The sequence below is a fragment of the Cyclobacterium xiamenense genome (assembly GCF_042140265.1).
Classification (GTDB): Bacteria; Bacteroidota; Bacteroidia; order Cytophagales; family Cyclobacteriaceae; genus Cyclobacterium; species Cyclobacterium xiamenense_A.
Window position 1 is genome coordinate 4,321,882 of the sequence record NZ_CP159481.1, and the last position, 21,556, is coordinate 4,343,437.

Annotated in this window: 20 protein-coding genes and 3 pseudogenes; 11 read left to right on the forward strand and 12 right to left on the reverse strand. The window is 47.6% G+C overall.

All coding sequences use genetic code 11. From position 1 onward, the window contains the following. Positions 1-59 precede the first annotated feature (59 nt). The 3 genes from ABWH99_RS17565 to ABWH99_RS17575 all read left to right on the forward strand — a co-directional run bounded on the left by ABWH99_RS17565 (position 60) and on the right by ABWH99_RS17575 (position 1,102). A complete protein-coding gene (locus tag ABWH99_RS17565) occupies positions 60-545 on the forward strand; it encodes a hypothetical protein (RefSeq protein WP_375583129.1) in 486 nt (161 codons plus the stop codon). A 55-nt stretch (positions 546-600) separates the two neighbouring features. After that, complete coding sequence (locus ABWH99_RS17570) at positions 601-807, forward strand: hypothetical protein (protein WP_375583130.1); 207 nt, start codon at positions 601-603, stop codon at positions 805-807. Positions 808-955: 148 nt separating this feature from the next. Continuing rightward, positions 956-1,102 (forward strand): hypothetical protein, encoded by a 147-nt coding sequence (locus ABWH99_RS17575; protein WP_375583131.1) that lies wholly within the window; start codon positions 956-958, stop codon positions 1,100-1,102. Between the two features lie 36 nt (positions 1,103-1,138). On the opposite strand, the pseudogene ABWH99_RS17580 reads toward ABWH99_RS17575, so the two are convergent. Then, positions 1,139-2,733: pseudogene (locus tag ABWH99_RS17580) on the reverse strand (peptide MFS transporter). 114 nt (positions 2,734-2,847) lie between these two features. On the opposite strand from ABWH99_RS17580, the gene ABWH99_RS17585 reads away from it, so the two are divergent. Next, complete coding sequence (locus ABWH99_RS17585) at positions 2,848-3,282, forward strand: peptidylprolyl isomerase (RefSeq protein WP_375583132.1); 435 nt, start codon at positions 2,848-2,850, stop codon at positions 3,280-3,282. A gap of 17 nt (positions 3,283-3,299) precedes the next feature. Here the strand turns inward: ABWH99_RS17585 and ABWH99_RS17590 are convergent. From ABWH99_RS17590 to ABWH99_RS17605, 4 genes and pseudogenes are all read right to left on the reverse strand, one after another. Then, positions 3,300-4,584, reverse strand: a pseudogene (locus ABWH99_RS17590) (NupC/NupG family nucleoside CNT transporter). A gap of 115 nt (positions 4,585-4,699) precedes the next feature. Next, positions 4,700-5,317, reverse strand: a complete 618-nt coding sequence (locus ABWH99_RS17595) for a bifunctional nuclease domain-containing protein (RefSeq protein ID WP_375583133.1) — start codon at positions 5,315-5,317, stop codon at positions 4,700-4,702. 6 nt (positions 5,318-5,323) lie between these two features. Beyond that, the gene (locus ABWH99_RS17600; RefSeq protein ID WP_375583134.1) at positions 5,324-6,292 is read right to left on the reverse strand and encodes an electron transfer flavoprotein subunit alpha/FixB family protein; all 969 of its coding nucleotides are present in this window, start codon (positions 6,290-6,292) and stop codon (positions 5,324-5,326) included. Positions 6,293-6,305: 13 nt separating this feature from the next. Beyond that, positions 6,306-7,037, reverse strand: a complete 732-nt coding sequence (locus ABWH99_RS17605; protein ID WP_375583135.1) for an electron transfer flavoprotein subunit beta/FixA family protein — start codon at positions 7,035-7,037, stop codon at positions 6,306-6,308. A gap of 45 nt (positions 7,038-7,082) precedes the next feature. Between ABWH99_RS17605 and ABWH99_RS17610 the strand changes: the two genes are divergently transcribed. Continuing rightward, positions 7,083-7,409: a tetratricopeptide repeat protein gene (locus tag ABWH99_RS17610; RefSeq protein WP_375583136.1), complete on the forward strand. Its 327-nt coding sequence runs from the start codon at positions 7,083-7,085 to the stop codon at positions 7,407-7,409. A 77-nt stretch (positions 7,410-7,486) separates the two neighbouring features. On the opposite strand, the gene ABWH99_RS17615 is transcribed toward ABWH99_RS17610, so the two are convergent. After that, positions 7,487-8,494: a zinc-binding dehydrogenase gene (locus ABWH99_RS17615; protein WP_375583137.1), complete on the reverse strand. Its 1,008-nt coding sequence runs from the start codon at positions 8,492-8,494 to the stop codon at positions 7,487-7,489. Between the two features lie 181 nt (positions 8,495-8,675). Next, positions 8,676-10,257, reverse strand: a pseudogene (dnaB, locus tag ABWH99_RS17620) (replicative DNA helicase). Positions 10,258-10,566: 309 nt separating this feature from the next. Here dnaB and ABWH99_RS17625 point away from each other — a divergent pair. Beyond that, complete coding sequence (locus tag ABWH99_RS17625) at positions 10,567-11,370, forward strand: exonuclease domain-containing protein (protein WP_375583138.1); 804 nt, start codon at positions 10,567-10,569, stop codon at positions 11,368-11,370. A 12-nt stretch (positions 11,371-11,382) separates the two neighbouring features. Here the strand turns inward: ABWH99_RS17625 and ABWH99_RS17630 are convergent, their stop codons facing one another. Beyond that, positions 11,383-12,363, reverse strand: a complete 981-nt coding sequence (locus tag ABWH99_RS17630) for an aldo/keto reductase (protein WP_375583139.1) — start codon at positions 12,361-12,363, stop codon at positions 11,383-11,385. A 199-nt stretch (positions 12,364-12,562) separates the two neighbouring features. Between ABWH99_RS17630 and ABWH99_RS17635 the strand changes: the two genes are divergently transcribed. Beyond that, positions 12,563-13,069, forward strand: coding sequence for a GNAT family N-acetyltransferase (locus tag ABWH99_RS17635; RefSeq protein ID WP_375583140.1), 507 nt, complete (start codon positions 12,563-12,565; stop codon positions 13,067-13,069). Here the strand turns inward: ABWH99_RS17635 and ABWH99_RS17640 are convergent. The 4 genes from ABWH99_RS17640 to ABWH99_RS17655 form a co-directional block, all read right to left on the reverse strand. After that, on the reverse strand, positions 13,066-14,082 hold the full coding sequence (locus tag ABWH99_RS17640; protein ID WP_375583141.1) for a PAS domain S-box protein: 1,017 nt from the start codon (positions 14,080-14,082) through the stop codon (positions 13,066-13,068). The two genes, ABWH99_RS17635 and ABWH99_RS17640, sit on opposite strands and share 4 nt — an antisense overlap. A 4-nt stretch (positions 14,083-14,086) precedes the next feature. Then, positions 14,087-14,512: a response regulator gene (locus tag ABWH99_RS17645; RefSeq protein WP_375583142.1), complete on the reverse strand. Its 426-nt coding sequence runs from the start codon at positions 14,510-14,512 to the stop codon at positions 14,087-14,089. Between the two features lie 173 nt (positions 14,513-14,685). Next, positions 14,686-16,674, reverse strand: a complete 1,989-nt coding sequence (locus ABWH99_RS17650; RefSeq protein ID WP_375583143.1) for a PAS domain S-box protein — start codon at positions 16,672-16,674, stop codon at positions 14,686-14,688. 2 nt (positions 16,675-16,676) lie between these two features. Further along, on the reverse strand, positions 16,677-17,633 hold the full coding sequence (locus tag ABWH99_RS17655) for an ATP-binding protein (protein ID WP_375583144.1): 957 nt from the start codon (positions 17,631-17,633) through the stop codon (positions 16,677-16,679). 208 nt (positions 17,634-17,841) lie between these two features. On the opposite strand from ABWH99_RS17655, the gene ABWH99_RS17660 reads away from it, so the two are divergent. From ABWH99_RS17660 to ABWH99_RS17675, 4 genes are all read left to right on the forward strand, one after another. Then, entirely contained in the window at positions 17,842-18,924 is a 1,083-nt protein-coding gene (locus tag ABWH99_RS17660; RefSeq protein WP_375583145.1) for an efflux RND transporter periplasmic adaptor subunit, read from the forward strand. Next, the gene (locus tag ABWH99_RS17665) at positions 18,921-20,180 is read left to right on the forward strand and encodes an ABC transporter permease (RefSeq protein WP_375583146.1); all 1,260 of its coding nucleotides are present in this window, start codon (positions 18,921-18,923) and stop codon (positions 20,178-20,180) included. The genes ABWH99_RS17660 and ABWH99_RS17665 overlap by 4 nt, the downstream gene beginning before the upstream one ends. Position 20,181: 1 nt before the next feature. Further along, entirely contained in the window at positions 20,182-20,865 is a 684-nt protein-coding gene (locus ABWH99_RS17670) for an ABC transporter ATP-binding protein (RefSeq protein WP_375583147.1), read from the forward strand. A 121-nt stretch (positions 20,866-20,986) separates the two neighbouring features. After that, positions 20,987-21,436: an Hsp20/alpha crystallin family protein gene (locus tag ABWH99_RS17675; RefSeq protein WP_375583148.1), complete on the forward strand. Its 450-nt coding sequence runs from the start codon at positions 20,987-20,989 to the stop codon at positions 21,434-21,436. Positions 21,437-21,556 lie beyond the last annotated feature (120 nt).

Here is a 21,556-nt window from a genome sequence, read left to right on the forward strand (position 1 = left end):
TCCTTTTTTTTGGAAACTACTTTTGCCAAATTGAGTTTATTAAGTAAAACCAAACGTACATGGCAACAGCAAATCCTAAATTAATTCTAGCCCTTCGAAAAACGGTTTCGAAACTAAAAAATGGTGCTCCCTACCAATGGGGTCACATGGGAGCCTGCAACTGTGGCAACCTGGCACAGGAAATAACGCGGATCAGCAAATCGGACATACATCGGTTTGCCATGCAACGAAGCGGGGACTGGAGCGAGCAACTGAACGACTATTGTCCAAGCAGCGGATTGCCGATGGACCTGATGATCTCTGAGTTATTGGAAATCGGATTGACCCGAGAGGACCTCATGCATCTCGAACGGCTGTCCGACCCGGAAATTCTCGCCCTGCTCCCCAGGGAACGTCGCCTGAATCTGGTAAAAAACAAGAAAGAAGATCTCTTGCTGTACCTGGAAAACTGGGTTCGTCAATTGGAAAATCAATGGGCTGAAAACCAAAGGTCTAGCCTTCCTCCCAGCGGCAAAGAAATATTTCATACAGAGGTATTGAGTTAGTTATAAAAATTTCCTTACTTAGCGCAAAAAACAGCCTTTAATCTATTTGACGCTTATGAATGAGGATTTTGAAGATGAATTCGACGAAGAAGACGAATTTAGCAGTGAATTTGACGATCAGGTCTACGATGAAGACGAAGATCACGGATTGGAAGACGATGTCTTCATGGATTTTGAAGACGATGATTTTGACGATGCCGGGGACGATTTTTCAGACGACGATTTCTCTTTTGATGAAGAGGAAGAAGAAGATGATTTTTGAGTGATCCCGGTGCAACGGAGCCTTCTGGTCAAAAGCTTCTCCTCTCGTTTAACAGAGGATTGAATGCACTCCTTTTTATTTTTATGCTTTGTTATCCTGGTTTTGGGTGCTAAATTGCAGCTTCAAAAGCTTTCATAACCATTAGCGTATGTTATTAGAAATATTCAATTCCCCCATTGCCTCAGGAGCACAAACCTTTTGGCTAATCGTTGCAATTTTAGTCGGTCTGGGAGCAGGTCTTTCCGCCATTGATTTCAGGAGTACCGTCTTCAAAAAGGACCACAAAGAAGAGTAAAAAAAAGCCGGTTTCGTAAAACCGGCTTTTTTTTACCTAATGCACTTTTCCCATAAGGCTCCGAATAGGTTTCGAGACCAGCATTAGCAAAAGACCAGCGCCTGCTACCGTATACACGATCAGTAAATACTGTTGTGGCATGTTCGCCAGAGCCTCCTCTGTTCCTCCACTGGTGCTTCCGGCAATCCGTCCGGCAACGAGATTTCCCATTGCGATGGATAAAAACCACATACCCATCATTTGTCCGGCAAACTTTTTGGGTGCCAATTTGGTCGTGAGACTAAGGCCGACGGGACTCAGACTAAGTTCTCCAAATGTATGAAAGAGGTATGTAATGACCAGCCAGGTCGGTGCGGCCAGATTTCCAGCAGCAGCAATTTTCGCGGCAAAGTACATGACCAAAAAACCAATTCCAAGAAATACCAGCCCGATGGCAAATTTCAGGGGAGAGGATGGCTCCAGGTTTTTTCGTGCCAGAGCTACCCACATGGCGCCAAAGAAAGGGGCAAACAAAATAATAAAAATACTGTTCACGGATTGAAAATAACCCGCGGGCACTTCCCAACCCAGCACCATCCTATCGGTGAACCGCTCTGCAAAGAGGTTTAGTGATGATCCGGCTTGCTCAAACCCCGACCAAAAGACCGCAGAAAACACGAAGAGAATCATGATCACCAGTACCTTCTTTTTCTGTCCTGCATCAAGCCCGCCAAACAGCAATACATATCCAAAAAACAACAAAGCTACGAGTGCGATGACCGTATTGGACACTCCGGCTATGGCTACAGGGTCTAGTGGAATAAGCTGCAGAAAAAAGAGCAGCACAAGGAGCGCTACGAATCCAAGCACCCACCAGACGCGTTTTTGCAGGCGCTTTTGGGCTTCCCGTTGGGCCGGCGACTCTGCTGCCAGGGACTCTCCTACCCCTCGGAGGTAGCCTCCGGTCCATTTGTATTGGACCAACCCCATCAACATCCCGAAGCCGGCCAGACCGAAACCCAGGTGCCAGTCGTAAACGGCCAGGGTGCTACAGGCGATGGGTGCCAGGAAGGCACCGAGGTTGATACCCATGTAGAATATCGAAAAACCAGCATCCCGCTTGGGGCTATTTTCGGGTACAACTGACCTACGATGGAACTGATATTTGGCTTCAACAAGCCGGTGCCGAAAACAATCAATACCAGCCCCAGAAAGAATGATGGCAGATCCCATGCAGCAAGCTGCCCGGCAGCCCTGGGGGTTTCGGAAAGCAGCGAAAAAACACCCGGAAGAGCCATGGTAAAATGACCGAGCGTGATGACGATTCCCCCGTACCAAACGGATTTTTTCAGGCCGATGAGCCGATCTGCCACCCAGCCACCCGGAAGCGCCAGCAAGTAAACGGCCATGGAATAGAGGCCATAGATGGCGCCGGAGGTCTGATCGTCAAATCCCAGGCCACCGGAGGCAATTGGCGCCGTCATAAACAGGATCAGCAAGGCACGCATGCCGTAGTAGCTGAAACGCTCCCACATTTCGGTAAAAAATAGCGTCAATAATCCCTTCGGATGCCCAAACAACTGAGGGCCTTCAAATTCCAGAATTTCTTCCGGAGCGTTGTGTTTTCCTACAAACTGATCTTCTTCTCTCAAGTTGCAATGGTTTTATAAGATGGAATTTTCGAAAAAGCGCGAAGCACGGATTACAAGTATAGCATGATACTAGCATAAAATCAGTATTATTGCAAAAAAACAAACGATACGTTCATGAAAACCGGAGAAATTCACACCGAAAAGGGCACGATGAAAGTTACCTTTTACGAGGAAGACGCCCCTAAAACGGTAGCAAATTTTATTGAACTTGCCAAAAAAGGCTTTTACGATGGACTGACCTTTCACCGGGTCATACCTGACTTTATGATTCAGGGAGGATGTCCCAACGGAACAGGTACCGGTGGGCCCGGCTACCACATCGATTGCGAGCTGGATGGCGAGCTTCAGTACCATGACCGTGGGGTATTGTCCATGGCACACGCCGGAAGGAATACCGGTGGCTCACAGTTTTTTATCTGCCATAACCGAAAAAACACCCAACACCTGGATCGGAACCACACCTGCTTTGGGAAAGTGACCGAAGGACTGGAGGTGATCGATCAGATTCGGGGAGGCGATACCATCTCCAAAATAGTCATTCTTGACTGAAAAAACGGCAGCACGAATTAAAATAGCGCCCCGGCGACCGTGGCCGTCATCAGACAAGCGATGGTAGCGGCCAAAAGGGCCCGCATCCCCAGTCGGGAGAGGTTTCCTTGTTGCCCGGGCGCTATGCTTCCAATCCCTCCCACTTGAATCGCAATGGAGCTGAAATTGGAAAACCCACACAAGGCATAGGTGGCGATAACAATGGACTTTGGAGATAGTGCACCTGCAGCTTGCATTTCAGCCAAGCCCAGGTAAGCCACAAACTCGTTTATCACTGTTTTTTGACCCAGTAAAGAACCCACCGCCAGGGTGTCTTTCCATTCTACGCCAATAATCCAGGCAAGCAGCCGGAAAATCTGCCCTAGTAAATATTCCAGGGAAAGTCCCGAAAATGTACCGTTGGTGGAAGCGATCACCAAGGAATTCAGACCGGAATAATCGCCTATAATACCCGTCAGGAAATAATTCAGCGCGGCAATAACCGCGATAAATGCCAGGAGCATGGCGCCCACGTTCAGTGCGAGTTTTAGTCCTTCCGATGCGCCTCGGGACATGGCATCGATCAAGTTAACGTCGGTAACCTGCCCGCTGATGTGCAAGCGATCATTGATTGTTTCCTTGCTTTCCTCGGGTATCATGATCTTGGAAATGACAATGGCCGCCGGTGCATTCATGATGCTGGCTCCCAAAAGGTAGGTTGCGAAACGGGTTTTTTCTACCGGATCCTCACCACCTAAAAATGCCACGTACCCTGCCAGCACTCCACCGGCTATGGTGGCCATTCCTCCGGTCATCAGGCACATCAATTCCGAACGGGACATGGTCGGGATAAAGGGACGCACCAACAAGGGCGCTTCGGTTTGCCCTAAAAAAATATTCCCAGCTGCAGAGAGGCTTTCTGGCCCGGACAAACGCATGGTGCGGGCCATTACCCACGCTATACCAAATACTACTTTTTGAAGGATGCCCAGGTAATATAACCCTGCCGAAACCGTGGAAAAGAAAATAATTGTAGGTAGCACCTGAAAAGCGAAGATAAACCCAAACGAGTCGCTGGCTAATTCTCCAAAAAGAAACGTGGCCCCTTGCTCCGAAAAACTTAGAAACGTAACAAAGCCCGAAACTCACCTTGGTAAAAACGGCGGCTACAAAAGAGACCTTCGTGATCAAAATACCGAAAACGGTTTGCAAACCGATGCCGATGCCAACCAACCTCCAGTCGATTTTTCGTGAATTCGCAGAAAAAAGGCTGGCGATACCGACCAGGACCACAATTCCCAATGCACCTCTTACATAATCCATTTCAGGCGAATTTTAGCGGTTTTAAATCGCCCATTTTGGACGTGGCCCTATTCGGTGACTTGCGGCGGCACAACACCAAGAGGACATCACCTCCCATACCTGGTACGACCTGGGATCAATTCCTCCGGTTAATCTCATCTCTCAAACGTGCCGCCTTTTCGTAATCTTCATTCGTTATGGCTTTTTCCAATAACTGATTCAACTTGTCCAGGCTAAAGTCTTTGAGGGAGGCTTCTTCCCGGGATTTACTCTTCTCTTTTGGACTACCTTTTCCAGTGGCACTTCCGGAAGCTGCTTCTTGCTCTCTCTTTTCGTCTTCTTCCGTAAACTCGATCGCTGCCTCTGCCATTACCGCGCTGGCACAGTAAATCGGCGCATCAAAACGAACCGCAATAGCGATTGCATCCGAGGGACGCGCATCGATTTCTACTTTCTTAAAAGAGCTCTGACACATGATTTTCGCATAAAACACCCCTTCCCTCATATCGGAGATCAAAATATGATCCACCGAAAACTGAAAATTCGAGGCGAAGGACTTGAACAAATCATGCGTCATTGGCCGGTTAGGAATGATTTTCTCAATTTCTATGGCAATGGCCTGGGCCTCAAACATACCGATTACTATCGGTAATTTGCGCCTACCCTCGGATTCCCCTAATACCAATGTAAAGGACCCTGATTGGGTGCTATTGGAAGATAAACCTAAAATTTCTAACTCAACAGTATTGTCCACGGTCCATTATTTTAGTGCCTTAATCGCTTCTGTCAATTTTGGGACGATCTCAAATGCATCGCCAACCATGCCGTAATCCGCGGCTTTAAAAAATGGTGCTTCCGGATCTTTATTGATAACCACAATATTCCGGGAAGCATTCACTCCGGCCAGATGCTGTATGGCTCCGGAAATGGCCACCGCCAGGTAAAGGGTAGGTGCCACCTTTACGCCAGTCTGCCCCACGTGCTCGTGATGGGGCCTCCATCCCGAATCGGATACCGGCTTGGAACATCCCTTCGCAGCGCCCAGGGCAGCAGCCAGGTCTTCAATGATCCCCCAGTTTTCTGGTCCATTAAGCCCCCGTCCGCCGGAAACCACGATGTCTGCCTCAGGCAATAACACCTCTCCGGTGGCCTTTTCGGTACCGGTGATCGTGGCGGCAAATACCTCCTCCGGAAGATCTACTGCCATCTGCTCTACCGATACCGGTGCTCCGTCGGTTTGCACCGGTTGAATGTTTTTCTTTATTGCAAGAATCTTATTTTCGGTATCGATACGGGTGGCGACAAACGCTTTTCCTGTGAAAATACTTCTTTTCACGACAAACCCATCCGTCAAATCGGGATAATCCACGACGTTTGTTACCAACCCGGCGTCCAGTTTGATAGCCAACCGAGCTGCCACCGCATCTCCTAATGACGACTTGGCCAGCAGCAGCGTGTTCGCGCCCACGTTCCGGTAGACCTCAGCCACCACGGCAGCATGCGCCTGTATCACGCCGGCATTAAGTCGATCGTCCGAAACCTGATAAGCCGACGAAGCACCGGCCGTTCCCAGGCGATCCCATTCTGCGTCTTCCAGACTACCCAGAACAATTGCATGTACGCCAGGCGCCCCGGTCTTCTTGCCCAATACGGCCGCGTAGGAAACGGCTTCCAGTGACGAAGTTTTAATTTTCCCCTCGTCTTTCTCTATATACACTAATATTGACATTTCCTTTGGTTATTTAAAGTATTTTGGCGTCATTTTTCAAAAGATCCACCAATTCTTCCACGGTAGTCACCAATTTTACAGCTTCTTTTGCCGGAGGTACGCTGTATTTCTCAACGCTGGTAGCACCCCTGGCCGCTATGGGGGTCACCGCAGTCAGGGGCTTTGTTCGGGCCGACATGATGCCCCGCATGTTTGGAATTTTCCATTCGGCGATGGGTTCCTGACAGCCAGCTATCAAGGGCAAATCAACGGTGATCACTTCTTTTCCACCTTCGATTTCCCGGGAAATACTGGCCGCTTTTCCCTCAATTTCCAATTTCATTACGGGCGAAATCGAAGGAATTCCCAGCAACTCTCCCACCATGCCGTGTACCATACCTCCGTTGAAATCAATGGATTCCCTACCCATAAGAATCAGGTCGTAGGCTCCTTCCCTGGCGAGGTGGGCAATTTGCCGGGCGACGAATACCGCATCACTGGGAAAGGCATCTACCCGAATGGCCTCGTCTGCACCAATCGCCAAGGCTTTACGCAAGGTGGGCTCGGTCTCTTTTTCGCCTACATTGACCACCGTAATCGAGCCACCCGTCTGCTCTTTTAGCTCCACTGCTCTCGCTAGTGCGTAATCGTCGTAGGGTCCAATGATAAACTGAACCCCCGTTGTGTCAAGCTGTTTATTGTCTTCGGTAAATCTGATCTTTGAAGTGGTATCCGGCACATGCGTGATACAAACCAATATTTTCATCTATTTTTAATTAAATTTGTCACCAACAAAACCAAACGCAGCATTATGGAAAAAGATGACCGGGTCCGGGAACTATTAAGCTACATGGAAGAAGAACCCGAAAACCCTTTCAATATTTACGCTTTGGCTTTGGAATATCAAAATCAAGACAAAGAAAAGGCTTCTTTTTATTTTAACAAACTATTACGCGAACATAAAAGCTATCTTCCCTGCTATTACCATGCCGCTCAGTTATTCGCAGAGCTGGGGCAATCAACGCAGGCGGAATCCACCTTTTTGGAGGGTATACAGCTTGCCAAAAAACAAAAAAATGCCCATGCCCAAAGGGAATTGGAAAATGCCTATTTCAACTTTCAAGTTGAAAACGATTGAACTTTCCTAAGTGGCTTCCCGTAAGCGAAGGGAAGGTTTCCTCGTTTTTCTACGAATTCCTTCGAGAGCGAGGCCGATTACCCGCCGGTTGGCTGCAAAACAAGCTTTCCCAACTGTTCCTTCTTTTCCATTTTATCAAAAGCCGACGTTGCCTGCGATAAGGGAAAAATCCGATCTACGGTCGGCTGTATGCGGTGGTGAACAACAAAATCCAGCATCCGTTCAAAGTCCAGATCCGAGCCCATGGTGGTTCCCTGCAACCTCGCCTGTTTCCAAAACAGACTTCGGGCATTCACTTCCTTCATATTGCCCAGGGTAGCTCCGTAAACCACGATGGTTCCTCCGGGCCGAACCAGTTCGAGCAGCTCGTTGACGGTCGTGCCCATGGCGCTATCAATGATCAGATCAAATCCGCTGCCACTGGCTTTCGCGTCCTCCACCCAGGACGCCGAATGGTATAGATACCCTGCCTCAGCGCCCATTTCCAGGGCCTTCTTCAGTTTCCAGCCAGAGCCACTGCTTACCGAAACAGCCGCTCCGGAAGCAAGCGCAAACTGAACTGCCAACTGGGCCACGCCACCACCGAACCCGGTAACCAAAACCCGATCACCCTTTTTTACCTGTCCCTGATAGACCAGCGCCCGGTAAGCGGTCAATCCAGCCAAGGGGAGGGCGGCTGCATGCACGCTATCCAAATGCGCGGGAATCTGGTGAACCCGGTCTACCGGCACGCAACAGTAATCGGCAAACGTGCCGTGATCCGGCATTCCGAGGATCCGAAATTCGGACTGCTGTGCGGATTGATTCTCCCCCCAATGAAGCGCAGGATTGATTAGCACCTGCTTTCCAATCCAGGACTTGTCTACTTTATTTCCGGCCTCGACAATCTCTCCAGCACCGTCCGAGCCCAGAATGACCCCGTCTTTCAAATTTGGATACTTCTGCTCCCGGCACCATTGATCCCGATGGTTCAGGGCAGCTGCCTTTATCCGAACCTTTACCTCCTCGGGCCCGGGCACCGGTTCCCTAAGCTCTGTATAATTGATGCCATCACGATGGGTACTGTCTAATACGATACAATTCATCCTTTTTTTTGGTTATGGTTAAAGAAACTCGCTGTGCCCTCCTATCGTCCACATCAGCCCCAAAAACGGACTTCCGTCCTTCCTACCTGCGGCTGGCCTTCCACCGATCTTTCATTGAAAAATACGGGTGGTTGCGTTCGTTTCGTTTTTCGGGAATGCAGCGGCCGATCCCTGACACGGATCAAAACGGTGCCTTGTCGTCGCCTGCGGGGAACGGATTTTCACCTTGACTGTCTCCATTTGCCTTGCTACCCATTCTCACCATTCCCGCCTCATCGAAGCCTTGTCCCCCGGCACTGCTGGGAAAACGGCTTCCATACAAGGCATCCTGTGGCTGGTACGGCACATTGATGTCAAGGTCTGTAAACTTGGTGTATTTTCCGATAAACCGGAGTTTCACGTTTTCAAGGGACCCGTTTCTGTGTTTGGCAATGATTACCTCCCCGACGCCGGAGGTACTGTTTCCGTCCTCGTCTTCGGTAATGCCGTAATATTCCGGCCGGTATAGAAACATGACAATATCCGCGTCCTGTTCGATGGCGCCCGACTCCCGGAGGTCGGAAAGCTGGGGACGCTTATCACCTCCGCGGGTCTCCACGGCCCTGGACAGCTGAGAACAGGGCAATTACCGGCACATTGAGTTCTTTGGCAATTTTCTTTAAAGCCCTGGAAATACTGGAGATTTCCTGCTCCCGATTTCCTCCGTGATTTCCTTTACTGTCGCCTGACATCAGTTGCAAATAATCGACTACGATCAATTGAACATCGTTCTGTGCCTTTAGACGCCGGCATTTTGCCCGCAATTCTAGGATCGACAGGGCAGGAGTATCGTCTACAAACAAGGGGGCAGCAGTCAGTTTTCCGGTTTTATGAATCAATTGCTGCCATTCGTAGTCGGCCAGATTTCCTTTCTTTATTTTTTCAGAATCTAACTCGGCTTCCGAACTGATCAATCGATTGACCAGTTGCAAGGAAGACATTTCCAGTGAAAAAATAGCAACCGGCCGGTTGTGGTCCACCGCAGCATTTCGAAGAACCGAAAGGACAAAAGCAGTTTTACCCATGGCGGGTCGGGCGGCAATGATGACTAAATCGGATTTTTGCCAGCCCGAAGTGACACGGTCCAGGGCGGTAAAACCCGATGGTACACCGGTAAGCCCATCCTTTTGCCCCTTTTTACTTTCCAACTCTACGATGGCCTCCCGCATGATGGACCGCATGTCCATGTAGTTCTTTTTGATATTGTTTTCCGAAATCTCAAAAAGGGATTGTTCCATTTTATCCAACAACTCAAAGACATCGGTGGTGTCTTCAAATGCCTCCTTTTGTATTTCTGAGGATATCCGGATCATGTCCCGCTTCATGGCCTGCTCCGTGATGATCCTCGCATGGTATTCAATGTTCGATGCGGAAGAGACCCTGGAAGTGAGTTCGGTGATGAAGTAGGCGCCTCCTACCAACTCCAACTTGCCATTTTTTCGTAGCTGATTCGTTACGGTGAGCAGATCGATTGGCTCGCCTGCGTTGAATAAATCCAATATAGCCTCGTAGACTAATTTATGCGCGTCTTTGTAAAAACTATCGGCCGAAAGAATATCTACCACTGCCGTGAGGGCATCCTTTTCCAACATGAGGGCGCCCAATACGGCTTCTTCCAGATCGATGGCCTGCGGCGGCAATTTTCCAAGGGCGGTATGTGGCTCCACCGACCTCCTCCTCAATCCTGCGCTTCGTTCAAATTTGCTACTGTTTTTATCCGCCATAGTCACAAAAGTACCCCTTTCAAGCTAAAGTTTTTGAACAACTTATACACTTTATTATCCACACATTGACAACCACTACCTGCACAACCATTTGCTTGCCAAATTTATTCCCCAATGCTCAATTATTTTTGAAAGGGATCCGTTTGAGGAAGGCGAAATGAGACGGGCGGCACAGAAAGCGATAAAAATTTCTATCTTTGCAGTACGGGTTACACCCGACGTTGTCTTTTTCTGGCAGAAAGTGCCATTTCGAAGTTGCTTAGTTACCAAATTCCAGTAGTTCCTCTCATTCCACGACACGATTATCAGATGAAATTAAATTTAAAATCTCCCATTGCTTTTTTCGACCTCGAAGCCACCGGCATCAACATTTCTACGGATCGAATCGTTGAAATTTCTATTTTAAAATTGTTTCCTGAGGGGCAAAAAGAACTCAAGACCATGAAATTAAATCCAACGGTGCCCATTCCTCCGGAATCTTCACTGATCCATGGTATTTACGACAAAGATGTGGCCGACGCACCGACGTTTAAAGACGTAGCACGTGAATTGTTCCGGTTTTTTGAGGGCGCCGATTTGGCGGGGTTTAACGTGCTGAAATACGACATCCCCCTGCTGGTAGAGGAGTTTTTGCGTGCGGGCATTGATTTTGACGTAGAGAAAAGAAATCTGCTGGATGCACAAAAAATATTTTTCATGATGGAAAAAAGAAATCTGGCATCCGCTTACAAATTTTACTGTGGAAAGGTATTGGAAAATGCGCACAGTGCAGAAGCGGATACCCTGGCTACCTACGAAGTTTTTAAAGCCCAAATTGCCCGGTATGCCGGGGAGGAAATGGAGGACCTGCAAGGAAATCGGGTGGGAGTTTTGGAAAACGACATGAAAAAAATCCACCACTTGATCAATGAAAAAATGGTCGACCTGGCGGGAAGGTTCGTGTTCAACGACAAGGGAGAGGAATGCTTCAATTTTGGCAAACAAAAGGGCAAGCCCATCGCACAGGTATTAAAAGAAGAGCCTGGCTATTACGATTGGATGATGAAAGGAGACTTTCCCCTGGACACCAAACGAAAACTCACCCAGGTAAAGCTCCGGGGGTTTAATAGCTGAGTGGGAAAACGGCTATTGTCCCAATAAATCTGCAAACGGAGATGGGTACAGCGAACGCAGGTACCGTAGGTCTTCCGGGTCCAACTGCTGAAACCCCCGGGTATTTTCAACGGCCTGCCGGGGTGTCTTTATTCCAGGAATTACCGAGGATACCCCCTCAAAACTCAGAATAAAACTCATGGCCAGTTCGGTTTTCGTGAGGCCGTAGGTAGCGCAAAGAGGCCATACTTTTTGCTCGAGCAGGTCAAGAGACCGGGCCAGCAAGTCGGGCGGCAATCGGAAAATCCGATGGTCATCCTTTGAAAATACTGTCGCTTTGGAAAATTTACCCGTCAACAGTCCAAACTGTAGAGGCATCCTCGCCAGGATGCCATAGCCCTTCTCCCTGGCCTTTTCCACGATGGATACAGCTTCCTGATTCATCAGGTTTAGCACCAGTTGCATCCCGTCGGCCAATTGATGGTCATACAGGTAGCTCGCCTCTGGTGCCGGTGTAAAGGTATTCAATGACAACCCCCAATAGCGGATTTTTCCTTCCTTTTTAAGCTGTTCCATCGCCTCTACACATTCTCCCTGCTCCAAATCCGCTACTTTGGCTGTATGTAACTGGTAATAGTCGATCATGTCCCGGTTTAGACGACCGATACTCTCCTCGCAGGAACGAATGATGTGCTGTTTGGAATAATCCGTATAAATACCACCCTTTGCATCCAGGCGATGTCCCACTTTGCTCGCAACTATGGCCTCTTTTTCCTTTGAAAGGACCTTTCCCAGCAGGTGTTCGGAGTGTCCCAACCCGTAAAAATCAGCCGTATCAAAAAAATTTATTCCTACATCCAGTGCCCTTTTTATGGCTTCCAGGGAAGTTCGGTCGTCAACATCTCCCCAGCCTATGGGCAGGTCGCCTGCCATTGCGGGTCCACCAATTCCCCAGGCCCCAAAGCCAACTTCGCTTAACCTGAGTGAGGTGTTTCCGAATTTTCGGTAGTTCATGATTCAGTTTTTTTAGTAGCAGACTCCGTAGTCCGGCACGGAGCCAAAAACGAAGAAAACGAAAATTTCCGCCAAAAAAAAGCCCCTGCAGATGGTTCTCCATTCGAGCCATTGGGTTTCAGGGAGTATTGCATCAACTCGCAAAACTGATTACCTTGTCGGGATATCGCTCCCTAAGGTACTGCCCTATCTCATGACCATGATTCGACTTTCACCGGCTGGCTCAGCTCAAATACCTCTCATTCAGGAAATTGCGCAGAAAACCTGGCCATCCACCTTTGGTGCAATTCTCAGCCGGGAGCAATTGGCCTACATGATGAAACGCATGTACAGCACTGCATCCCTAAGCCAACAGATGCAAGACGGGCACCGTTTTTTGATTGCCTATCAGGCGGGAAAAATCCAGGGATTTACTTCTTTTGAAGTCAACTACCGTGAAACGGACCACCTGAAAATTCATAAATTATACCTCTTACCGGCCGCGCAGGGAAAAGGGACAGGGAAAAAAATTTTGATTGATCTGGAGCGAAGAGCTTATAAAGCGTCTCAAAAAGCTTTGGAGCTCAATGTCAATAAGTACAATCGATCGGCAATTCAGTTTTATTTTAAGATGGGATTCGAAATTGTGCGGGAAGAGGTGATTCCTATCGGCGAGGGCTATGTCATGGACGACTATTGCCTAGAAAAAGAACTCCATACCCCTTAATTCTTCTTCTCTGGCAAGCCCATGTTTTGTGACTTTTGGTTGATGTCCTTAATCACTTCGTCCAATTCATCCGCAGAAAACAGGATATGGTCCAGCAATTCCCGCTTCTCCGCTGTCAAATCAGCCAATTCGATTTCGAGCAAATTCACCAGCCCCATCAGACGTGCAAGTGGGGCACGCACCACATGGGACTGGACCCAGGCAATCTCGCGTAGCCGTTTGTTTTGTGCCTCAACGGTTTGTATATGAGTTATTTTCTGGGTGATGTCATTGGCCAGCACCAATTTTGCGGGTTTATCTTTGAAATTGATCCGATTGGAAGTGATTTCCACGGTGATCAACTCGCCACTCTTCTTTCTGTGCAAAAAGGTCCCTGCACTTCGTAACCCGGTATCCGTTTTACCTTCCTCCAATGCCCGGTACAGCTTTTTCTGTTCATTTTCCGGACGGATATCCGCAATGGTCATCGACAGGAATTCGCCGCGGGAATAACCATAGGATTGAATGGCGGCTTCGTTCACGTCCAGAAACCTGAGAGAACTCCGATCAAAAACCCACATGGGTAGCGGACTGAGGTGAAAAAGCTCGCGGTAACGCAGTTCGGATTGTTCCAGACGATTAAAAATTTTCTTTCGTTCCCTGCTGTAAACGATGCTTCGGGAAAGTATATCCGGATGAATCTCGTCTTTGACCAGGTAGTCTGACATACCCAAAGCAATGGACTTAATGGCGAAATTTCTGTCTGAATATCCCGTCAAGACCACTACCGGGACCTTTCCTGCCAGCCGAAGTGTATCCCTGACCAATTCCTCACCGCTTTTATCAGGAAGGGTCAAGTCTAGCAATATCAGATGGTAATCCAATACGGGTTTTTCTGATGCAGATTTGAACGTTTGGGCCCGATCGATGGTACAAGATGGGAAAACTTCCTCAATCGCCTCCGAAACCAGCAGAAAATCTCCATCGTTATCTTCGATGACAAGGAGGTTTAAGTAATCGTACACGGTTGCCATAAAATCAAATTTTTGACGGAAGCTGAGCGAGGGAAAACCAGAAATCTTCGATTTTCTGAAATATGTCTTGATAGCCTTCCGCTCCCACCGGCTTACTTATAAAACTGTTTGCCTGGTTTTGATAGGATTCAAGGATGTCTTGGTGACTGGAAGACGTACTCAGCATGATCACCGGTACTTGCTTTAAGTCCGTGGACGATTTAATAAATTGCAATACCTCCTGTCCGTTTTTCCTGGGTAGATTGATGTCCAGTAAGACCAGGTCCGGCAGCAAATCCAAGCCCCCATTGATACAGGAATTAAAAAAGGAAACTGCCTCTTGCCCGTCCTTTACAAAGGACACTTGTAGGGGAACATGTAGGTCTTCCAGGGCTTCAGAAATCAACAAAATGTCCCCTTCATTGTCTTCAATTAAAAAAAGCTTAAACATGGCTATCGTTCAAAATTTCCACTGTCAATTCACTCGTCCTCGATATTATCCGCAAGTTACGGAAAAAAAATCGATTCCTTTTTTTAAATACACCTAATACCGTAGGCATTTTACCGCTACCAGCGATGGCAGCGTTTGTCGGAGACTATCCCCCGCAAGCGGGAGAAAACCCTCTAATCGGGCTGATCGGGTACCGAGAAAAAAAATGTACTGCCTTTTCCGGGTTCGGATTCCAGCCAAATGTTTCCCCCGTGGTTTTCGACGATTTTTTTGCAGACGGGTAAGCCGGTACCGGTTCCAGAGAATTGATCCCTACTGTGGAGTCGCTGAAAAAGGAGGAATATTTTTTGGTGATAGGCTTTGTCAATTCCCAATCCGTTATCCTTAACGCTGAAAATAACCATTCCCTTTTCACGGTAGCTGGAAACGTCAATTTCCGGAACTTGCATCGGTGGCCGATAGGTAATGGCGTTTATGATCAGGTGTTCAAAAACCTGAAACAATCGTTTTTTATTTCCCCAAATTCGCGGCAGTTCCCGGACTTGGACCCGGGCGCCGGTCTCGTCCAGGTAGGCCTGGTGCTCTGCCAAAACTTCGTTGACCAAAGAAGAACTATCCACCCATTGGGATTGGAATTTTTGGCCTTCCTTTCCGATCGTGGAATATTCGAGTAAATCAAGAATCTGCTTTCGCATGTGCTCGGCCCCATTTCGGGCAAATGAAAGGTATTTCCGCGACTTCTCGTCCAACGTCGAGTATTGGGAGCGATACAGTTTGTCCATAAACCCGATGACCATTCGGAGCGGTTCCTGCAGGTGGTGAGAGGCGATGTAGGCATACCGTTCCAATTCGGCATTGGTGGCTTCCAGGTCTCGGGTACTGGCCGCCAAAATTCGGTTGAGTTCTTCCAGAGATCTTCGGTATTCATACTGGGTAGACACGTCCCGCATGGCACCTACCATTCGTAGCGGTTTCCCTTGCTGATCCCTGACGACCAACCCCTTGTCCTCCACCCGAAGGTACTGTCCATCGGATTTGCGAAAGCGGTACTCCATGGTCCAGGTTTTTTTCCGACCGTTGATGACTTTTTGAATGCTATCTGTGACTTCCCGGAAATCGTCGGGATGGATAAAATCGGACCAGGAGCTGCCTGGCATTTCTTCTTCACGATGGGCATGACCAAAAAGGGTATGGTAGCCCTGACTCCAGACTACGGTGCCTTTTGGCAAGTCTGCATCCCAAATAGCTTCGGAAGTGGCCTCACGTACGTACTGAAATCGCTGATCACTTTCTTTCAGCGATTGAATGTTTTCGTGATTTTCCAGAATGATGGCGAGTATCTTACTGGACCTGTCAATGAAATCCAGTTCCATCGGTTCGGGTGATTTTTTCTTTTTGTAATAAATGGCAAAGGTAGCCAACACCCGTTCCGAAGCTGAGATGATTGGATGGGACCAGCATGCCTGCAAACCGTAGGGAAGCGCGGCCGATTTGTACTCCTCCCAACGGAAATCTGTGGAAATATCGGCGACCAGAACTGCCGTTTTCAAAAAGGCAGCAGTTCCGCAGGAACCCGCTTTTGGCCCAATTGGAGCTCCATTTATCTGTTTGAGATAAGCGTCCGGAAGCCTTCTTGAAGCCCAACAATACACCCGCTGATCAACCACTTTCATCAGGGAGCAGATCATATCAGGAAATATTTGCTCCAACCCGATGATAAACTGATCCAAAACATCGTTTAGGGTGTAGTACGAGAGCGCATTCTTTTCCAGGACGTTTCGTTCCAACTGATCCAGTTCCTTAAAAACCACTTCCCGCGTGATGTCTTCTGCGATGCAAGCAAAACGCGCTTCTTGACGGGGTAGTAAAAAAACGTTCAACCAAACCTGCGCACCGTCCCTCCGTATTACTTTTAACTCGAAAGGAGAAAGGCGCTTTGAGGAATCAGCCTTGATTGTGGAAAACCCCGGATGGGTACTGTTAATCTCAAAAATATCGTTCCAATTTTTACGGAGAAATTCCTCCTCCGTGCAACCCGTTACCCGCAAAAAATTTTCGTTCCCCCCTTCCCAATTGCCATCGGCATCCACAAAGGCGATCCCGACTTTTGCGTTTTCAAACACAGAAGACAGGTCAATTGAATAGTGAGTGATTCCCTTCATGATTAAAAAACTCCGTTCGCTTTAAACGAAATGAAAAACGTACTACCCTCTCCAGGCACAGATGTTGCCCATATTTTGCCACCCACATCTTCGACTATCTTTTTGCATATGGCCAATCCCATGCCGGTACCACGCTTGATGCTGCCATCGTCGAATCGCTGCAAGACATAAAATATTCGTGGGAGGTATTCCGGGGCGATACCTTTCCCATTGTCCCTAACTGCCAGTACATGCGCATCCCCTTCCCTGAAAGCGCTCACGGATACGCGCAACCCGCGCTCCGGATCTCTAAATTTAACTGAATTATTTAATAAGTGATCAAAAAGCTGCGTAAATCGCTGAAAATCACCAGTTACAATCGGAAGTACCTCCTTGCGAAGGTGGATGTTATGTTCTCGTATTTTTTTTGAATTCAAGTGAATGACCTTATCAAGGACTTCATTCAGGTCCACCGCTTCATGCAAGGTCTCTTTTTCCGAAAGCTGAGAAAATGAAACCAAATCTTGAATAACCCCTTTTATCCGGATAAAGTTATCCAGGGTGAGCCGTAAAAATGACATGGATTTTTCGGGCAAATTGGCTTCGTTTTTACGAATGAATAGCTCTAAAAATCCCTGGCTTTGCCTAACGGGGCCAGCCAGGTCGTTGGCTGCAACCAAAATAAACTGGTCCAATTGGTTTTTGGCGTGCTCAGATTTCACGCGTTCCTCTTCCATTTTGGAATTGGCCAATTCCAGCTCATTGACTTTCCGGTCCAGGTACCGGTAGTGTTTTTTGATGAGTAAATACAGCAACAATCCCGTGAGTGTTACGAAGAAAACTCCCTTTACCGATTGCAAGATTGCCAACTGTTTGGTATCCATCCCATCGTGCACCAAAAGCATCAATCTATCACTAACAAAAATCCAAAGAATACCTACCACTACATATGTAATGGAAATCTTTTTACTCGCTGTCATTTTCCTGAACGGTTAGCTCCCATCCGCGCTGCTCTCTCCCGCTTTTATACCTGAAGTTGAAAATACAAAACTAAATTGACTAGAAAATAAATATGTGCTAGAATTAATCCAAAGGTAACAGGTATTTTTTCTTTTCTCGGTTTATTCGAATGGAAAATTCCAGTAACTTGCTTCACAAATTCGAGCAGCTCATTACTTCCAATTTACCATGTCCTATTCTGCATCACGTACATTTTTCGTTGTATTGCTGGCCAGTTTATCCTGCAACCGTACAGTGGAAACGGTACTGCCGGTGCGGCAAAACATTACCTTATCGGTGTATGCCTCCGGAAAAGTCCTAAGTAAAAATCAGTACGAAGTCAAACCCAATGCCAATGGCACGATTCAGGAAGTTTACGTCAAAGAAGGCGATCGGGTAGAGGCGGGCTCGGTATTATTCTCCCTTCGAAACGAAACCGCCGAACTCAACCGGGAAATTGCCTCCCTTTCCAAAGCCTTTGCAGACAGGCAAAATAATGTAGAAAAGATCCGGGACCTCGACGCCCGCATTGATCTCGCTCGAATCCGGCTGAACCACGATTCGTTGATGGTCGAGCGGCAAACGAGACTGAAAAAGCAAGGTATCGGTACCGAATTGGAGTTAGAGCAGCGCGAGCTGGCCTTCCAACAGACCAAAACCGAGCTCTCGGGACTACTGCTGCAAAGAGAAATGCTTGTCCGGGAGCTGGCGCATAACGAAACTACCGCGGAAAAGAACTTTGAAATAGCCGACGCTGCGGCAAGCGACCTTCGGGTTAAAAGCGACATAAACGGAAAAGTGTACGCGCTATTTATTGAAACTGGGGAATTGGTTACTTCCCAGACGCCCGTTGCTGTCCTTGGCGACGAGGACGAGTTCATGCTAGAATTGCTGGTAGACGAGTATGACATTTCCCAGATACAGGAGGGGCAGCCGGTAAAAGTAAGCCTGGACAGCTACCGGGAACAGGTATTTGATGCCCGGGTTTCAAAAATTCACCCGATGATGGACTCCGGAAATAAAAGCTTCGTGGTAGAAGCCACTTTCATCAATCGGCCACCCACTTTGTACCCGAACCTTAGCCTGGAGGCAAATATCATCATCGAGGTAAAGGAAAACGCTTTGTTGGTACCCAGTGCTTTCGTTTTTAAAGAGAACCATGTGATCACTTCGGAGGGGGACACCCTAACGGTCCAGACGGGGATAAAGAATTACAACCACACGGAGATAATCCAGGGTATCGACGACACCACCGAGCTGATCAAGCCATGAAATACGGTTTGCTGATACAGATCGCCCGTTCGTTAATGCTGGCCAGACTCAAGCAAACCACGGTAGCCGCCGTGGGAGTCACGTTTAGCATCACTATGTTCATCGCGCTCCTGGGCTTTATGAATGGACTAAACGAAATGTTGGACGGACTGGTACTGAACCGTACCCCACATATTCGATTTTACAATGAAATCAAACCGAATCCGGATCAACCCATCGACCGATCGAAAGACTTCCGGGACTACGGAAACACCATCCGGTCCATCAAACCCAACAGCAACCGTCTGCGCATTTACAACAGTGCGGCCATCATCGAAACACTGAAGAAAGACGATCGGGTAATGGGAATAGCTCCGAAGATTTCCACTCAGGTATTTTTTAACGTCGGTACAAGTGACATCAGTGGTACCATCAATGGAATCGATGTTCGGGCAGAGAACCAACTCTTTGCCTTTTCAGATTACGTCACTCAAGGAAATTACATTGATTTGGATCAATCCACGAATGGCATCATTCTGGGAAAAGGTGCAGCCGACCGCATGCTGGCATCGATTGGAGACGTGATTCAAGCGACTACTGCCCGAGGAGATCGGGTGCAGCTAAAGGTAGTAGGCTATTACCAGTCAGGTCTTGGCGACCTGGACAATGTACAGAGCTACGCCTCCCTCGAAACGGTCCAGAAAATGCTGGGTGAACCTTCCTCCTATGTCACCGATATACAGGTAAAACTGCACGAATTGGATTTAGCGCCTCCCATGGCAAGGGACTACGAAGCACTATTCCGACTGACAGCGGACGATATTCAAACCGTAAACGCACAATTTGAAACCGGTACTGAAATCCGAAACCTGATCAGTTATGCGGTAGGAATTACCTTGCTGATTGTCTCTGGATTTGGTATTTACAATATATTGAACATGATGATATATGAAAAGATGGATACCATTGCCATCTTGAAGGCAATTGGTTTTTCGGGAAAAGATGTAAACATTATTTTTATCACCATTGCCCTGATTATTGGTGTGGTTGGAGGTACGGTTGGATTGGTTTTCGGATACCTGGCGGGGCTGGGAATTGATCGGCTACCCTTTGAGACCGAAGCCCTGCCTACCATCAAAACCTTTCCAGTAGATTTCAATCCAAGGTACTACATTATTGGAGGAATATTTAGTCTATTGACCACGTACATGGCCGGGTATTTTCCTGCCCGAAAAGCCAGTGGCGTGGATCCCGTAGAAATCATCAGAGGAAAATAGGATGGCAGAACAATTGGTATTGGAGGCCCGAAATATCGACAAATATTTTTACAGCCCCCAAAAGACGCAAGTACTCAAAAATATCACCTTTTCGATCAATCGGGGAGAATTTGTCTCGGTGATGGGGAAATCGGGCTGTGGCAAATCGACACTCCTTTACATTTTATCCACCATGGACACCAGCTATCAGGGTCAGCTTCTGATCGATCAGGAGCTGATCACTGGCAAACAGCCGGAATACCTTTCCCGAATCAGAAACGAAAAAATTGGATTTGTTTTTCAATTCCACTACCTGTTAAATGAATTTTCGGTTTTGGAAAACGTCCTGGTCCCAGGACTCAAGTTGGGAAAATTGCAGCGCGAAGAGCTGGAACAAAATGCCATGGAAAAACTTCGGATTTTCGGTATGGAAACGCATGCCCTGAAAAAAGCCAATCAACTCTCCGGAGGACAAAAACAACGCGTAGCCATCGCAAGGGCACTTATCAACGATCCCTTAATCATTATGGGTGACGAACCCTCCGGCAATCTCGATAAAAAAAACAGTGACATCGTCTTTGGGATTTTCAAGGAATTGGCTAGCGAGTTCAAACAGACACTGCTAATCGTCACGCACGACCCGGAATTTGCCGAAAAGACCGACCGAACCATTGAAATGGAGGACGGTCACATCATCGCCCAATAAATAATTCGATTTTTTGATGATTATCAGCCGTTTCTGTGACATTTGTCATAGAGTAATGGTTGATGGTTTTCTACATTAGTAGTGTAAAAAAATTCATTTTTGGTAGTTAAAAAAGCGAAAGATGAAAACTCCAGCCAAATTCAGAGAAAATTTCTGGCCACGCGTGTTTTCTGAATTCTTCGAATCAGAGAATCTGCCAGAGTGGAGCAAGCGGTTTTACGATGGGGAGGAAAAATTTGAAATCCCATCCGTAAATGTTAAAGAAAACGAAAAAGACTTTCAGGTGGAAGTAGCAGCCCCCGGTTTCGAGAAAGAAGATTTCAAAATCGATTTCAGCGATGGTACGCTGACACTGCAAGCAGAAAGAGAAAAAAATGAGGAGGCAGAAGAAAAAGGAGAAATGAAGCGAAAGGAGTTCTCGTATACCTCCATCAAGCGGTCGTTCAATCTGCCCGACAACATTGACGAGGACGAAATAAGTGCCAGGTACGAAAACGGAATCTTGCACCTTCGGCTTCCAAAGGTGAAATCGGTGGAAGCACCGCCTGCAAAGACTATTAAAGTTGGTTAGGTCTAGTAAAAAGGCTCCGATCGTTTGATCGGGGCTTTTTTTATTTTTAATCCGGAAGCAGCAGGATTGGGTTGAGTATCTTTCTTAGGGATAGAAAATTTCCCACCGCCTGTATCGAGT